This window comes from Janthinobacterium sp. Ant5-2-1, assembly GCF_001445815.1.
Classification (GTDB): domain Bacteria; phylum Pseudomonadota; class Gammaproteobacteria; order Burkholderiales; family Burkholderiaceae_D; genus Janthinobacterium; species Janthinobacterium lividum_E.
The window spans coordinates 1-16,797 of record NZ_LNCE01000040.1 but is presented as its reverse complement, the minus strand read 5'-3'; the positions used below and the strand labels follow the sequence as shown (position 1 = coordinate 16,797).

The following is a 16,797-nucleotide window of genomic DNA, read 5'->3' as shown; positions in this document are numbered from 1 at the left end:
GCGTCGGGCTGCGCTGGTCTGGAGCTGGGTCAGGAGCTATATGATAGCCGATTATTTGGCTTTGGCAGCGGGACGGCTGGCCAGGGCCTTGTTTTTTGCCTGCAAGGTCTTGATCAGGCCATCGATGCCGCCCTTGCTGATCTCGCTGGCAAAGCTGCTTTTGTACGTTTCCACCAGCCACGCACCCAGCACGTTGATGTCATAGATCTTCCAGCCGGACGGGGTTTTCGCCACGCGGTAGTTCAGGGGCACGGGTTCGCCGCGCGCCACGTTCACCTGCGAACGCACTTCCACTTCCGTGTCGGCCGGGTCGGCGCGCAGCGGCTTGAATTCCACCGTTTCGTTCTTGATCTGAGACAGGGCGCCCGAGTACGTGTAGATCAGCAGGGTACGGAATTCCGCAGCCAGCTGCTTTTGCTGGTCGGGCGTGGCGTCGCGCCAGTGGCGGCCGGCTGCCAGCGACGTCATGCGCTGGAAATCCACATACGGCAAGATCTTGCTTTCCACCAGTTCGGTGACGCGCTTGATGTCGCCAGCCTGGATGCCCTTGTCGGCCTTGGCCGTGTCGATCACGTCCTGGCTGATGCGTTTGACCAGGACGTCCGGCGCTTCGACAGCAGGGGCGGCCTGGGCGGCGGTGGCAAAGGCGATTGTGGCCATCGCCAGCAGTTGTTTCATCAATTTCATGGTTTTACCTTTCATGGTGTTGCTATGCACCGGCTGGCGTTGATCGCAGCCGTGGTGTTCTTGCGTCCAGTTTACTCCTGCGGCTTTGCCTCGGAAGCAACGGTATTGCTACCAGATGTTACGAGATCCGCAGGCGCCAGCACAGCGGCGGCCGTTGCCGCAGGCGCGTCATTGGCAGGCTGCGGTTTTGCCTCGTACTCCGGCTCGTAATCGCTGGTGTCGTTTTTTGGCACTTTACGGTCGCGGCGGTCCGTATCGCCATCGAAAACCTTGCTTTCGCGCGCCTGCAGGAAACCGTCGCGGATGAATTCATAACGGTCCAGCGCGGCCGCTTCCATCAAATTGGTCGCGTCGAGCAGCGCGGCGCGCTTGTCGACCACGCGCGTCACGGTGCCGATATTGCGCACATTGACCGGATCCTTGTAGCGCCATGGGTCGCCTGCGATATCGAGCGGCAGGGCCGCCGTGTCGCGCACGGTCGACGGGCCCAGCAGCGGCAGCATCACGTACGGACCCGACTGGACGCCATACCAGCCCAGGGTCTGGCCAAAATCTTCGTTATGCTTCGGAATGCCGGCCTGCGAGGCGATGTCGATCAGGCCGAAGATACCGAAAGTCGAGTTCATGCTGACGCGCACGACGTCTTGCAAGCCCGCCTCACCCTTGCCTTGCAGCAAGTTGTTCACGGCGCTCCACACATCGGACAAGTTGCCGAAGAAGTTGCCCACGCCCGTTTGCACGAACGATGGCGTCACCTTCTTGTAGGCCGTGGCGACTGGCTTCAAGGCCACCTGGTCGACGGTGTCGTTGAACTTGAACATCGCGCGGTTATACCCTTCCAGCGGGTCGCGCGGATTGGTGCCGGTGGCGCAAGCACTCACGCTGGCGGCGATGGCCAAGGCCAGGCCGATACGCGCCAGGCTGCCTTGGGATTGTTTGGTCGACTCGCTCATTTGCTGTCCTTTCCTTCCGCTGCCTTGCTGTAGATGAACTGATTGATCAGGTCTTCCAGCACTGTGGCCGATTGAGTACGGGCGATCTTGTCGCCCTCTGCCAGGTTCGCCAGATCGCCGCCTGCTTCCAGGCCGATATATTGCTCTCCCAGCAAACCGGCCGTCAAAATCTTGGCCGAGCTGTCTTTCGGAAATTTGTAGCCATCTTCGATGTCGAGTTTCACCAGCGCCTGGTAAGTCTTGTCGTCAAAGACGATTTCCGAGACCCGGCCCACCACCACGCCAGCGCCCTTGACGGGCGCCTGCGGCTTGAGGCCGCCAATATTGTCGAACTTGGCACTAATGGTATACGTCTTGCTGAAAGACAGCGAGCTCATATTGCCGGCCTTGAGCGCCAGAAACATCAATGCCGCCACACCCAGCAAGACGAACAAGCCGACCCAGACATCCAAAGATTTACGTTGCATAAACAATCCTAAATAATTTTTACTTGCCGCCACCTGCGCAGAACACTGCCCAGGCCGATAATTTTTTCGCCTATGGGCAATTACTTGCTAAACATCAAAGCCGTCATCATGAAATCGAGCCACCACACCATCAACGACGAAATGACCACCGTGCGCGTAGTCGCGCCGGACACGTCTTCCGGCGTCGGCTGTGCCTGATAACCCTGGAACAGCGCGATGAACGTCACCGCGATGCCGAACACCAGGCTCTTGATGGTGCCGTTGCCCACTTCTTTCCAGACATCCACGCCGCCTTGCATCTGCGACCAGAACGAGCCTTCATCGACACCGATCAGCACCACGCCGACCAGGTAGCTGCCGACGATGCCGACGGCCGTGAAGATCGCGCCCAGAATCGGCATGGCGATCACGCCGGCCCAGAAACGGGGCGCCAGCACGCGCTGGATCGGGTTCACGGCCATCATTTCCATGGCCGACAATTGCTCGCCCGCCTTCATCAGGCCGATTTCCGCCGTCAGCGACGTGCCGGCACGGCCGGCGAACAGCAGCGCCGTCACGACGGGGCCCAGTTCGCGCGTCAACGACAGCGCCACCAGCAAGCCCAGCGACTGCTCGGCGCCATACGTGGTCAAGGTGTAATAGCCTTGCAAACCCAGCACCATGCCGACGAACAGGCCGGAGACGGCGGTAATCACCAGCGAGCGGTTGCCGATAAAAAACAGTTGCTCAATCACCAGGCGCGGACGGCGCCACAGGCCGCCCGACGAGGCGATGATGATAAAAAACGAACGCACGGCAAAGCCGAGGTCTTGTACCGAACGACGCAACCACGCTCCGATCGACGCCAGGAAACGCGCGATCATCGGCCGCCCCCCGCCTGCAGACCCAGGTCGTCGGCCAGCGACTTGCCCGGATAATGGAAGGGCACGGGGCCATCGGCCTCGGCATTGACGAACTGCTTGACGTAGGGATGCATCGACACGGCCATCTCGGCCGGCGTGCCGTGCGCCACGATCTTGCCCGATGACAGAAAATAGACGTAATCAGCGATGGCGAAACACTCCTTCACATCGTGCGATACCAGGATAGACGTGGAGCCCAGCGCATCGTTCAAATTGCGGATCAAATTGGCCGTCACGCCCATGGAAATCGGGTCCAGGCCGGCGAACGGCTCGTCGTACATGATCAGTTCGGGGTCGAGCGCGATGGCGCGCGCCAGCGCGACGCGGCGGCCCATGCCGCCCGAGATTTCGGCCGGCTTCAATTGCGCCGCATTGCGCAAGCCCACGGCGTGCAGCTTCATCAGCACCAGGGTGCGGATCAGCTCTTCATTCAAGTCCGTGTGTTCGCGCAGAGGGAACGCCACGTTCTCGAACGCCGTCAAGTCCGTAAACAGCGCGCCGTGCTGGAACAGCATGCCCATCTTGCGGCGCAGCTGGTATAACTCGTCGGTCCCCAGCGTATGCACGATCTGGCCGTCCACATTCACGGAACCGGAACTGGGGCGCAGCTGCCCGCCGATCAGGCGCAGTACGGTCGTCTTGCCACTGCCGGAGCCACCCATGACGGCCACAACTTTTCCACGTGGGAAATCCATTTGAAGGCCCGATAAAATCGAACGTTCTCCATAGGCAAAGTGTAAATCACGGATCTCAACAAGATTTGGCACGACGAAGCTCACTATTTTAATGGCGTATTGTAGTGCAGAAACGCCAACCTCTGCTGAGACACCCCTTGGGACAGCCCCGGAAAGGGGAAGAATACAACACTAATGAATCGAAAGTCAGATATTGTAGTGGAAATTCGGCCGCCACATCGCGTCCCTGCCCGATGGCATGCATGGCTGTTGACTTGATAACTAAAAATAACAAGGGCCACGTCGCGATCCGCGCCGTGGCCCTGTCAAAAAAACGGACAATTGCTCGTTTTTTTAGCGCGGCAGCAGCGATGCGCCCATCAGGAACTCATCGACGGCGCGCGCGCACTGGCGCCCTTCGCGGATGGCCCAGACCACCAGCGACTGGCCACGGCGCATGTCGCCGGCGGCAAAGACTTTCGGCACCGAGGTCTGGTAGCAGGCGGCGCCATCCGTTGTCGCCTTGACATTGCCGCGCGCATCCGTATCGACGCCGAACGCTTCCAGCACTTGTTGTACTGGTGAAACAAAGCCCATGGCCAGGAAGACCAGGTCCGCCTTCATCTCGAATTCCGAGTTCGGCACTTCGCTCATCTTGCCGTCTTTCCACTCGACTCTGCAGGCGATCAGCTTTTCCACCTTGCCGCCCTTGCCTTCGAAACGCTTGGTAGCCACGGCCCAGTCGCGCTCGCAGCCTTCTTCGTGCGAAGACGAGGTGCGCAGCTTGGTCGGCCAGTACGGCCAGACGAGCGGCTTGTTTTCCTGTTCCGGCGGCTGCGGCATCAGTTCGAACTGAGCCACCGAGGCGGCGCCATGGCGGTTCGAGGTGCCGACGCAGTCGGAACCCGTGTCGCCGCCGCCGATCACCACCACGTGCTTGCCCGTCGCCTTGATCTGGTCCTTGAGCTTGTCGCCCGCGTTGACCTTGTTTTGCAGCGGCAGGAAATCCATGGCGAAATGCACGCCTTTCAGCTCGCGGCCCGGCACGGGCAAGTCGCGCGGCTGCTCGGCGCCGCCGGCCATGATGACGGCGTCGAATTCTTTTTCCAGGTCTTCCGGGAAAATGGTTTCCTTGGCCCAGTTATTCACGTGGGCCGGGAAATCCTTGCCGACCAGCACGCTGGTGCGGAAGACGACACCTTCGGCTTCCATCTGTTTCACGCGCAGGTCGATGTGCGACTTTTCCATCTTGAAGTCGGGGATGCCGTAACGCAGCAAGCCGCCGACCCGGTCGCTCTTTTCAAACACGGTGACGGCATGGCCGGCGCGTGCCAGCTGCTGCGCCGCCGCCAGGCCGGCGGGGCCGGAACCGACGATGGCCACTTTCTTGCCCGTACTAAAACCTGCCGGCTGCGGCGTGACCCAGCCGTGCTCCCAGCCCATGTCGATGATTTTATGCTCGATCGACTTGATGCCGACCGGATCTTCATGAATGCCCAGGGTGCAGGCCGATTCGCACGGCGCCGGGCAGATGCGGCCCGTAAATTCCGGGAAGTTATTCGTCGAATGCAAGACGTCGAGCGCTTCGCGGTAGTTACCGCGGTACACCAGGTCATTCCAGTCGGGAATGATGTTATTCACGGGGCAACCCGTGGTGCAGAAGGGGATGCCGCAATCCATGCAGCGCGCGCCTTGCACGGTCGCTTGCGCGTCCGACAGGTGCAAGACGAATTCCTTGTAGTTCTTCAGGCGCGCGGCAGGCTCCAGATAGTGTTCGTCCTGGCGCTTGAATTCCATGAAGCCGGTAATTTTACCCACGATAGTTCCTTTGTATTTGGCTGGCGGGGAGCGGCCGGGCCGCTCCCTGGTCATTCATTAGGCAATGAGCTTGGCTGGCTCAGGCGGCGACGGCTTGGACTTCCATGGCGGCGTCAGCTGCCATTTCAATCAGCGCGCGCTTGTACTCGTTCGGGAAGACCTTCACGAACTTGCCGCGCGCCGCCGCCCAGTCGTCCAGCAAGACGCGGGCGCGGGTGCTGCCCGTGTGCTTGAAATGACGCTCGATCAGGCGCTTCAGGATGACCTCATCCGCTTCCGGCACGCCATCGCGGTGCTGCGTATGCCAGGCGTCGCGGTCGACATGCTGTTCCGCTGCCGACACGACCTTGTCCAGGCTGACCATGGCCGTGTTGCACTTGCTGGCAAAGTCGCCGGCCGGGTCATACACATAGGCGATGCCGCCCGACATGCCGGCCGCAAAGTTGCGTCCCGTGTTGCCCAGCACCACTACCGTGCCGCCCGTCATGTATTCGCAGCCATGGTCGCCCAGGCCCTCGACCACCGTGGTGGCGCCCGAGTTGCGCACGGCAAAGCGTTCACCAGCCACGCCATTGAAGAAAGCTTCGCCGGCGATGGCGCCGTACAGCACCGTGTTGCCGATGATGATGTTGTCCACGGCCCAGCCGCGGAACTCGGTATTGGGCCGCACGATGATGCGTCCGCCCGACAAGCCCTTGCCCACGTAATCGTTGCCTTCACCCACCAGGTCGATCGTGATGCCGTGCGCCAGGAAGGCGCAGGCCGACTGACCCGCCGTGCCTTGCAACTGGATATGGATGGTGTCATCCGGCAAGCCGGCATGGCCGTATTTCTTCGCCACTTCGCCGGACAGCATGGTACCCACCGTGCGGTTCAGGTTGCGTACGGGCGAGATGAACGAGACGCGCTCGCCCTTTTCCAGCGCCGCGCGCGCTTGCGCGATCAGCTTGTGATCGAGCGCTTTTTCCAGCGCATGGTCCTGGAACTCCACGTGGCGGCAGGCTTGGCCGCTTGGTGTTTCCGGCTTGTGGAAGATGGCCGAGAAGTCCAGGCCCTGCGCCTTCCAGTGCGAAATCGCCTTCGATTTGTCCAGCAAGTCGACACGGCCGATCAGTTCGTCATACGTGCGGATGCCCAGCTGCGCCATCAATTGGCGGGCTTCTTCGGCAACGAAGAAGAAGTAATTGACGACATACTCGGGTTTGCCCGAGAACTTGGCGCGCAGCACCGGATCTTGCGTGGCCACGCCCACCGGACAGGTGTTCAAGTGGCATTTGCGCATCATGATGCAGCCTTCGACCACCAGCGGCGCCGTGGCGAAACCGATCTCGTCGGCGCCCAGCAGGGCGGCGATGACCACGTCGCGGCCCGTCTTCATCTGGCCGTCGGCCTGCACGCGGATGCGGCTGCGCAAGCCGTTCAGCACCAAGGTTTGTTGCGTTTCGGCCAGGCCCAGTTCCCACGGCGTACCCGCATGTTTCACGGACGACAATGGCGAGGCGCCCGTGCCGCCGTCGTGGCCGGCAACGACCACGTGGTCGGCTTTCGCCTTGGTGACGCCGGCGGCCACCGTGCCGATGCCCACTTCCGATACCAGTTTTACGGAAATCGAGGCGCGCGGATTGGCGTTCTTCAAGTCATGGATCAGCTGCGCCAGGTCTTCGATCGAATAGATGTCATGGTGCGGCGGTGGCGAAATCAAGCCCACGCCCGGTACGGAGAAGCGCAGGCTGGCGATGTATTCCGACACTTTATGGCCCGGCAACTGACCGCCTTCGCCCGGTTTCGCGCCTTGCGCCATCTTGATCTGGATCTGGTCGGCCGAGTTCAGGTAGGCGGCCGTGACGCCGAAACGTCCGGACGCCACCTGCTTGATGCGCGAACGCATGGAATCGCCTTCCTGCAGCGGAATATCGACGACGATCTGCTCGGCGCCCACGATGGACGCCATGGTGTCGCCCTGGCGGATCGGGATGCCCTTCAATTCCTGCGTGTAGCGGTTCGGATCTTCGCCGCCCTCGCCCGTGTTCGACTTGCCGCCGATGCGGTTCATGGCCACCGCAAGCGTTGCGTGCGCTTCCGTGCTGATCGAACCGAGCGACATGGCGCCCGTGGCAAAGCGCTTGACGATTTCCTTGGCCGGTTCCACTTCATCGAGCGGGATCGCCTTGGTCGGGTCCAGCTTGAACTCGAACAGGCCGCGCAGGGTCAGGTGGCGACGGCTCTGGTCGTTGATGATTTGTGCGTACTCTTTATAGCTGGAAAAATTGTTGCTGCGCGTGGAATGCTGCAGCTTGGCAATCGCGTCCGGCGTCCACATGTGGTCTTCGCCGCGCACGCGGAACGCGTACTCGCCGCCCGCGTCGAGCTTGTCGGACAGTACGGGATCGTTGCCGAAGGCCAGCGCGTGCAGGCGCAGCGCTTCTTCCGCCACTTCAAACACGCCGATACCTTCCACGTTCGACGCCGTGCCCTTGAAGTATTTGTCGACCAGCGATTTGTTCAAGCCGATGGCTTCGAAGATTTGCGCGCCGCAATAGGACATGTAGGTCGAAATACCCATCTTCGACATGACCTTCATCAAGCCCTTGCCGACAGCCTTGGTGTAGTTATAGATGGCTTTGTCGCCCGACAAATCGCCTGGCAAGCCATGCGCCATGTCGGCCAGGGTTTCCATGGCCAGATACGGGTGGACGGCTTCCGCGCCATAGCCAGCGAGCAAGGCGAAGTGGTGGGTTTCGCGGGCCGAGCCCGTTTCCACGACGAGGCCGGTGGAAGCGCGCAAGCCCTTGCTCACCAGGTGCTGGTGCACGGTGGACGTGGCCAAGAGCGCAGGGATCGCCACCTGGTCGGCGCAAATGGCGCGGTCCGAGACGATCAGGATATTGTGGCCGGATTTCACGGCGTCGACGGCTTCCGCGCACAGCGAGGCCAGGCATGCTTCGACGCCTTCCTTGCCCCAGGCCAGCGGGTAGCAGATGTCCAGTTCGTAGGACTTGAACTTGCCGCCCGTGTGGGCGCTGATGTTGCGCAGACGGGCCATGTCGTCAAAGCCCAGCACGGGCTGCGCCACTTCCAGGCGCATCGGCGGGTTGACGTTATTCGTATCGAGCAAGTTCGGTTTCGGGCCGATGAAGGACACGAGCGACATCACCATCGCTTCGCGGATCGGATCGATCGGCGGGTTCGTCACTTGCGCGAACAGCTGCTTGAAGTAGTTATACAGCGGTTTGAGCTTGTTCGACATGACGGCCAGCGGCGAGTCATTGCCCATCGAGCCCGTCGCCTCTTCGCCGGCGACAGCCATCGGCGCCATGAGGAATTTCAAGTCTTCCTGCGTGTAGCCGAACGCCTGCTGGCGGTCGAGCAAGGACGGCTGGGCTTTTTCGCCCTGCGCGCGGTCCAGCTTTGCCTGGCCTTCGGCCAGCTTGATCTCGTCGAGCTTGATGCGCACGGAGTTGATCCACGCTTTATAGGGCTTGGCGTTGGCGTAGGTGTTTTTCAATTCCTGGTCGTCGATGATGCGGCCCGCTTCCAGGTCGATCAGGAACATTTTGCCAGGCTGCAAACGCCATTTCTGGATGATCTTCGATTCGGGAATCGGCAGCACGCCCGATTCCGACGCCATCACCACCAGGTCGTCGTCCGTGACGATGTAGCGGGCCGGACGCAAGCCGTTGCGGTCCAGGGTGCCGCCGATGTGGCGGCCGTCCGTGAACGCCATGGCGGCCGGGCCGTCCCACGGTTCCATCATGGCAGCGTGGTATTCGTAGAAGGCGCGGCGGTTGTCATCCATCGTCGTGTGGTTTTCCCACGCTTCCGGAATCATCATCATCATCGCCTGGGCGATCGGGTAGCCGGCCATCAACAGCAGTTCCAGCGCATTGTCGAAGCACGCCGTGTCGGACTGGCCTTCATAGATCAGGGGGAACAGCTTTTGCAGGTCGTCGCCCAGCACGGCCGACTTCATGACGCCTTCGCGCGCGCGCATCCAGTTGAAGTTGCCTTTGACGGTGTTGATCTCGCCATTGTGCGCAATCAAGCGGTAGGGGTGGGCCAGCGGCCATTCCGGGAAGGTATTCGTCGAGAAACGCTGGTGGACGAGGGCCAGGGCCGAGATGCAACGCGCGTCCTGCAAGTCCTTGTAGTACACGCCCACCTGGTCGGCCAGCAGCAAGCCCTTGTACACAATAGTACGGGCCGACATTGACGGCACGAAGAATTCCTTGCCGTGCAGCAGTTTCAAGGCCTGGATGGCGTGACCCGACGATTTGCGGATCACATACAGTTTGCGCTCGAGCGCGTCGGTGACCATGATGTCCGGGCCGCGGCCGATGAAAATCTGGCGGATGACGGGCTCCTTGGCGCGCACGGTGGGCGACATCGGCATGTCCGTATCGATGGGCACGTTGCGCCAGCCCAGCACGACTTGTCCCTCGATGCGCACGGCGCGTTCGATTTCCTGTTCGCAAGCGATGCGCGACGCGTGTTCCTTCGGCAGGAAGACCATGCCCACGCCGTATTCGCCAGGCGGCGGCAATTCCACGCCCTGCTTGGCCATTTCTTCACGGTAGTACTGATCGGGAATCTGGATCAGGATGCCGGCGCCATCGCCCATCAGCGCGTCGGCGCCCACGGCGCCCCGGTGATCGAGGTTTTTCAGTATCAGCAAACCCTGTTCGACGATCGAATGGGTCTTGTTGCCCTTGATATGGGCGACGAAACCGACGCCGCAGGCATCGTGTTCATTGGCTGGGTCGTACAGGCCTTGCGCTTTCATGGGCTTCTCCGCTGCATATGACTATCGAAAAACTAGAGTAGTGCAACGCAACAAAAAACTCAACCAGAACAATTAGGGTCGGAGTCGAATTAAATTCGATTCCGTCGCCATGAAAATTTAATAGGGACACAGTCAAAGCGATTTCAATAAAACGTCAGAAAGGAATCATTTTTTGTTTTAAATGCGAACGGGTTTCAATTGACGTCCGCTACGGCCACGATTTTGCGGGGACGGCCCCGCTTGGCTGGCAGCACTTGGCGCTGCATTTTCTGCTCCAGCGCCTGCTTGAACGGCTCGGAACCCAGCGGCCAGCCCTTCAATACAGCCTGTTCCACCACTTTCATCTGGCTGCCGCCCAGGCCTTGCTCGAACAGGCGCAGATACGCCGCCTCGCGGTCAAACGGCGTGTTGCCCAGCGCCCAGTACAGTGCATGGTCGGTGATGACGGAGTCGGGGCGGACACCGGCATGGTGGGCATAGCTCGACCACGCATGGTCGAGCGCCTGGGCTGCCACGCCCGTTTGCACGGGCACGCATTCGAGGTAGCGGCAGCATGTGAGGAAGAAATTGTCGGGATCGATGACGGAAGTTTTGTAGCGTCCCTGCCACAACGCCCCTTCGCGGCCGTATTTTTGGTTGAAATACGGCACGTAATAGCGTCCCAGCCACTGCATCAACTGCCCCAGGCCCGTCGCATCGCTGGGCGTGGCCAAAAAATGTAGCTGATCAGGCAATAAAACGTAGGCGTGAATGGCCACCTTGAACATTTTCGCGCCCGTTTTCAGCCACGAGAGGAATTGCGCATAGTCGGCCGCGTCCTGGAACACGGGCTGGCGGTTGCTGCCGCGCTGGATCACGTAATGGGGCAGTGCGGGAATGATAAGACGGGGCAAACGGGCCATGGCAAGACTCGGTAAAAATAGGCTAAGGCCTTGATTTTACACACTTGTGCGCGCGAGACGCGACTCTGACCCTGTTTTATCTTATATACTGAAAAAAACGGCTTACTCTGTCCCTTAATTGCAAAACAGGATACTTATGCGCCTCATGCGCCGTCGCAAACGGCAAGGGAATAGTTCCAGCGGCCACCATTGTCGAGACAGCTGTCGATTTTCCATTCCTGACGCAGCCACAGGGCAGCACAAGACAACCCAACGATCAGCAACAGCCCAAGCAGGAAACGCAGTTTCATGTGGACCGCCTGTGGCGGTCAGGACAAATTAAAGCTGGCCGACAGGCTGTAACCCTCGCCATACGCGCTGCGCAGCGGCAAGTCCTGGCCCAGGCCCGTCTTGGCTTTCTTGCGCAGGCGGTAGACGAGCATGTCGACCCGGCGGCCCGCATCGGGATCTTCGCCGCCCATGCCGGCCACGATGACGTCGCGCGGTACGGGGCGGGTGTTGATGGTCAGCAGATGCAGGAAATTGAATTCCTTTTCCGTCAGGGCGATGACGGCGCCCATCAGCTCAAGTTGGCGAGCACTTACCTTCAAGGTCCACTTGCCCGGCTCGGGCACGGGGTCTTGCGGACCGACGCGGCGGTCGAGCGCTTCGATGTGAGCGGCCAGTTCGGGGAATTTGATCGGCTTGGTCAGATAGTGGTCGGCACCCAGGCGCAGACCCAGGATGCGGCTGTCGAAAGCGACACGCCCCGTCAGCACCAGCACGCCGATTTGCGGATACAGCTGGCGCATGCGGGGGATGACGTTGAAGCCATCCTCATCGGGCAAGCCCAGGTCCAGCACGACCACGCCGACATTGCCATGACTCAACGCCGTCCACATCCCGCCAGCGGAGCTGGTGATATGAACTTCGTGTTCGAGCTCAACGAGAAACTCCGCCATGTCTTCGGCGTAGTCCAGATTGTCTTCGACGATCAGTATTTTCGTCATTGCAACGCCATTCTTCCGTTAGTGAGCTACCGTGGGCAAACCATGCCATTCACTTCTGCACCATGATGGACGGCACAATAGGTTTACGTCAAGGAATTATCACGGTTGCCTTCAGCGGAAGCAAGGCTTTTCCTTGTCTAGCCAGGAAGCGGCAGCCAAATCCGGAAAACTGCCCCGCCTTCGGGCAGATTATGCCCCTGCAAGCTCCCGCCATGCACGTCCACCACGGCGCGCGCCATGTACAAGCCCAGCCCGGCGCCCGGATGCGTCGCATGACTTCCGCGGCTTCCTTTCTCGAACAGCTGCGCCAGTTCTTCTTCCCGCAAGCCGGACCCCGCATCGCGCACGCACAGCGCCACGCCGCCTTCGGGCACCAGCCTGGCCGACAAGGTAATGGCGCTGCCGGGCGGGCTGAACTTGACGGCGTTGTCGAGCAGTATCTTCAGGCACAGGGCCATGCCGGGCACGTCGCAGCGCAGCCGGGCCGGCAAGTCTTCGTCGAGTTCCAGCTGCACCGGGTGGCTGGCAGGCACGGTGGCGGCCGCCTGCTGCAGCAAGGCCAGCGGCGCGATGCCGTCGGCGGCCCGCTCGCGGCCGATGGCCGCCATGCGTTCGGGCGACAGATAATCGTCGATCATGGCCAGCAGGCGGTCGACGGCCGTCTGGATTTTTACGTAGCGCTTGCGCGTGGCCTCGTCGGCATCTTTCGATGTCGAGACGAGGCGCTGGATGGCGCCGTCGATGGTGGCCAGCGGCGTGCGGAATTCATGCGACAGCATCGAGGCGAAGCGCTTTTGCTCCTTTTCCCGTTCCGCTTCCTGCGCCTGGGCCGCGCTGACGTCGCGCACCGTGCCCGCCAGGGTCATGCCCCGGCCAGCCGCCGCGGGCACGATGGTCGAGCTGATTTCCAGCGCCAGCTGGTGGCCGTCCGCATGCGGCAATTCCACTTCGCGCAGCAAAGTCAAACGGCTGGTGTCGCCGTCGCGCCAGCGCTGCAGCCGGGCCGGCACGTCCGCCGCCAGGTGCGCAGCGTGCTCGCGCAAGGCAGGCAGGTCATGGCCCGTCAGGCGCTGCGCGGCGGGGCTGATGTAGAGCAATTCGAGGGTGGTGGCGTCGAGCAGGAAGGCCGCGTCGCGGCCGTGTTCGGCCAGCAGGCGGAACTGCGCTTCGCCCGCCCGCGCGCGCAGCAGAGCGCGGCGCAACTGGACGAAACGCAGCGCCATGAGGATGACGCCGGCAAGCAGCAGAAGGAGGAAGGGCAGCATGCGTTATACCTGGCAGGAAAGAATCGCCAAGTATAAGCGCGCGGCAGCGTCAATCTTCCAGCGGGGCGAAAATCTGCTGCAAGTCTTCCTGCGTGAGGGCCATCTTCTGCGACTCGCCTTCGGCCAGGATCGATTGCGCCAGTTCCGATTTCTTTTGCTGCAGCAGCTGGATTTTTTCTTCCAAGGTGCCTTTCGCGATCAGCTTGTAGACGAACACGGGCTTGTCCTGGCCGATACGCCAGGCACGGTCCGTGGCCTGGTTTTCCGCCGCCGGATTCCACCACGGATCGTAGTGGATGACCGTGTCGGCCGCCGTCAGGTTCAGGCCCACGCCGCCCGCTTTCAGGCTGATCAGGAAGATCGGTACGGCGCCCTGCTGGAAGGCCGCCACTTGCGCGCCCCGGTCCTTCGTTTCGCCTGTTAAAAGCGCGTACGGGATGTCGCGCGACTCGAGTTCTTCCTCGATCAATTCCAGCATGCTGGTAAATTGCGAGAACACAAGAATCTTGCGCCCTTCGTCGAGCAAGTCTTCCACCATCTGCATCAAGTCGAGCAGCTTGGCCGAACCGGCCGACTGCTTCTTCGCCGGCAAGGATTTCACGAGACGCGGGTCGCAGCACACTTGCCGCAATTTCAGCAGCGCTTCAAGGATGACGATCTGGCTGCGGGCCACGCCCTTCTTGTCGATTTCTTCGCGTACCTTTTGATCCATCGCCAGACGCACGGTTTCATACAGGTCGCGCTGCGGCCCCGTCAATTCCACCTTGCGCACCATTTCCGTCTTCGGCGGCAGTTCCTTGGCCACATTGTCCTTCGTGCGGCGCAACAGGAAAGGCTTGATGCGGCGGTTCAGCAGCATGCGGCGCAGCGGGTCGTCCTGGCGCTCGATCGGATGACGAAACTGCGTATTGAACGTCTTCTCGTCGCCCAGCAAGCCCGGCAGCAGGAAGTGGAATTGCGACCACAGTTCGCCCAAATGATTTTCCAGCGGCGTGCCGGACAAACACAGGCGGTGGCGCGCGCGCAGCAGGCCCGCGCTTTGCGCCGCCTTGCTGCGCGTATTCTTGATGTAGTGCGATTCGTCGAGGATGACCAGGTGGAAATCGTGCTCGCGCAAGGTTTCCTCGTCGCGCGGCAACAGCGCGTACGTCGTCAGCACCAGGTCGCATTGATCGATCTGGTCGAATTGCTGCGCGCGGTCCTTGCCTTGCAGCAGCAGCACTTTCAGCGAAGGCGCGAACTTGGCCGCCTCGTCCTGCCAGTTGCCCATCAAACTCGTCGGTGCAATCACCAGCGCCGGATGCGTGAGACGGCCCGCTTCCTTTTCCACCAGGATATGCGCCAGAGTTTGCACGGTTTTACCTAAGCCCATGTCATCGGCCAGGATGCCCGCCAGGTCATGGTCGCGCAGGAATTGCATCCACGCCAAGCCATCGGCCTGGTAATCGCGCAAGGTCGCCTGCAGGCCGGCTGGCGCCGCCACTTTTTGCACGGAACCGAACTGGCTCAGCTTGCGGCCCATGGCGCGCAGCTGCTCGCCGCCCGTCCATTGCATCTCCAGGCCCCGTGCCAGCTCTTCCAGGCGCGCCGCATCGAGGGTAGACATGCGCACGGCATGTTTGATCTTGTCGCTGAAATACAGTTCGCCCAAGGTGTTCAAGATGGGGCGCACACGGCCCCACGGCAGGGCCACGCGCGTGCCGTCCGGCAAGGTTGCCAGCATCTGGTCATCGTCCGCATGCGCTTCGATGACTTTCGGATTGAAATCGTTGGGCGCGTTGCGGATCAGCTGCACCAGCACGGGCAGCAGCGGCACTCTTTCGTGGTTGACGACGATGCCCAGTTCCAGCTCGAACCAGGCGTTGCCGCTGTCCGGGTCCTGGTCATCGATTTCCGCGTACCAGTCGCCCACGTCGCTCACGTCGTAGCGGTACTTGGCCGTCTTTTCCACGATCCAGCCCTGCTCCAGCAAGGCGTCGATGCCGGACTCGGCAAAACGCAGCCATTCCGCCTGGGACGGCAGTTGCAAGGCGCCCTTCAAGCCGCTCAAGGGGGCCGAGCCCGGCTTCTTGAATTGCAGCTCGGCCAGGGTGGCCAGCGCGCGCGCTTCATCGACCGTATTTCTATGGATAATTTCCGTCACCTCGCCCACTTGCCGCACCACGCGCTGCGACGGATCGAACGAGACGCGCTCGCCGTCGTAGTCGTAGGACAGCACGGCGAAGTCGCTCCAGCGCTGGATGCTGCCATCGGCCAGCATGGCGCTATCGAGCAGCAAGACCGGTTGCGCCGGCACGTCCTTGCGCAAACGCTGCGGCAACGGTTGCGGCAGCGGCATCAAATGCTGCAAGCCTTGCGCCAGCAGCAGTTGCGACACGCGCACCTTGTCGTTCGCGTTCAACGGCGGCGCCTGCGCCACCAGTGCCTGCAAGTCGGCCAGGGAAATGTCGGAGCCGCCCTGGTTCAGTTCCAGCACGCCGCACGACAGATTGTCGATGTACCACGGCGGATCGGTGGGCAGCATGTAGTCGATCTGGTCGGCGCCATGGTGCTTCGCGCCTTCCGGCGGGTCCACTTGCCAGCCCAGGCGCATGGTCTTGCCTTCGTCGCGCCAGAACAGGCGGGCGGGACGCACGGGACCTTCCTTCAGCGGGTACACGAGGCCATTGCCGACGTCGGCCCAGGAATTGGCCCACAGCAGCTTATCCTGCTCGGCCAGCATTTTCAGCAGGGCCGCGCCGACCTTGCCCTTCGGCTCCGTGGCGCTGCCCGTCTGCGAATTCTGCCCGCTGCGCATGGCCACGAAGAAACGCACGAGGTCTTCGTCGGCCGGCGTCAAAAAGCTGGGCGGCGCGGACAGCAGCGAGAAGATTTCGCTGATGGGCGACGCCGCCGCCACGTCGCCATTTGGCCGCAGCCGCGCCTTGTACAGGCACAGGGCCACGTGGCGGCCACCGCTGGTGGGCGCCAGCACGTAGATCAATCGATGCGCGTTGAGTTTGGGATCAGGCTCGGCAATCGTCAGCACGGCCTTCGGATGGGCGGCAGCCTCCACCCGCTGCAGCCAGGTAGCGACGGCATACGGCAAAGGCGCTCCCGGCGCGCTGGCCGGGGCAACTGGGGTTTCACTGGTTTCGTCGCGGGTAAAATCCATGGGGCGCATTTTTGTGTAAAGGTCGTATCCAAATCGGCAACAGGCAATATTATCCGCCATACAGCCGTTGCTGGCTTGATTCACACACGCTCTTTGAGCAGTTTTAATGCGCGATGCCTAAAAAATAAGTATTTAATACGACACTTGAGGTCCGCAGAAGGCGAAAATGGCCCGTCGCGGGCCATTTTCGCCTCCACTGGACGGAT

At 61.4% G+C, this 16,797-nt stretch carries 12 protein-coding genes; all 12 read right to left on the bottom strand.

The annotated features are described in order from the left end of the window. Positions 1 to 51 precede the first annotated feature (51 nt). Positions 52 to 687: a phospholipid-binding protein MlaC gene (locus tag ASN89_RS13850; RefSeq protein ID WP_046683189.1), complete on the bottom strand. Its 636-nt coding sequence runs from the start codon at positions 685 to 687 to the stop codon at positions 52 to 54. Positions 688 to 758: 71 nt separating this feature from the next. Continuing rightward, entirely contained in the window at positions 759 to 1,640 is an 882-nt protein-coding gene (locus tag ASN89_RS13845) for a VacJ family lipoprotein (RefSeq protein ID WP_046683188.1), read from the bottom strand. Then, positions 1,637 to 2,107, bottom strand: a complete 471-nt coding sequence (gene mlaD / locus ASN89_RS13840) for an outer membrane lipid asymmetry maintenance protein MlaD (protein WP_034753810.1) — start codon at positions 2,105 to 2,107, stop codon at positions 1,637 to 1,639. Before mlaD ends, ASN89_RS13845 begins: the two co-directional genes overlap by 4 nt. An 80-nt stretch (positions 2,108 to 2,187) precedes the next feature. Beyond that, entirely contained in the window at positions 2,188 to 2,970 is a 783-nt protein-coding gene (gene mlaE / locus ASN89_RS13835; RefSeq protein WP_058049659.1) for a lipid asymmetry maintenance ABC transporter permease subunit MlaE, read from the bottom strand. Continuing rightward, positions 2,967 to 3,776, bottom strand: a complete 810-nt coding sequence (locus ASN89_RS13830; protein WP_082654569.1) for an ABC transporter ATP-binding protein — start codon at positions 3,774 to 3,776, stop codon at positions 2,967 to 2,969. Before ASN89_RS13830 ends, mlaE begins: the two co-directional genes overlap by 4 nt. A gap of 261 nt (positions 3,777 to 4,037) precedes the next feature. Beyond that, entirely contained in the window at positions 4,038 to 5,501 is a 1,464-nt protein-coding gene (locus ASN89_RS13825; RefSeq protein ID WP_058049657.1) for a glutamate synthase subunit beta, read from the bottom strand. A gap of 79 nt (positions 5,502 to 5,580) precedes the next feature. Next, a complete protein-coding gene (locus ASN89_RS13820; RefSeq protein ID WP_058049656.1) occupies positions 5,581 to 10,281 on the bottom strand; it encodes a glutamate synthase-related protein in 4,701 nt (1,566 codons plus the stop codon). Positions 10,282 to 10,475: 194 nt separating this feature from the next. Next, positions 10,476 to 11,183, bottom strand: a complete 708-nt coding sequence (locus ASN89_RS13815) for a transposase (protein WP_058049655.1) — start codon at positions 11,181 to 11,183, stop codon at positions 10,476 to 10,478. A 143-nt stretch (positions 11,184 to 11,326) separates the two neighbouring features. Further along, positions 11,327 to 11,473: a hypothetical protein gene (locus tag ASN89_RS29305; RefSeq protein WP_200969039.1), complete on the bottom strand. Its 147-nt coding sequence runs from the start codon at positions 11,471 to 11,473 to the stop codon at positions 11,327 to 11,329. Positions 11,474 to 11,491: 18 nt separating this feature from the next. Next, positions 11,492 to 12,172 carry a response regulator transcription factor gene (locus tag ASN89_RS13810; protein WP_034753797.1) on the bottom strand — a complete coding sequence of 227 codons (681 nt, stop codon included), beginning with the start codon at positions 12,170 to 12,172 and terminating at the stop codon, positions 11,492 to 11,494. A gap of 137 nt (positions 12,173 to 12,309) precedes the next feature. Further along, entirely contained in the window at positions 12,310 to 13,437 is a 1,128-nt protein-coding gene (locus ASN89_RS13805) for a PAS domain-containing sensor histidine kinase (RefSeq protein WP_058049654.1), read from the bottom strand. A 49-nt stretch (positions 13,438 to 13,486) separates the two neighbouring features. Further along, entirely contained in the window at positions 13,487 to 16,591 is a 3,105-nt protein-coding gene (locus ASN89_RS13800) for a DEAD/DEAH box helicase (RefSeq protein ID WP_058049653.1), read from the bottom strand. Between the last annotated feature and the right edge of the window lie 206 nt (positions 16,592 to 16,797).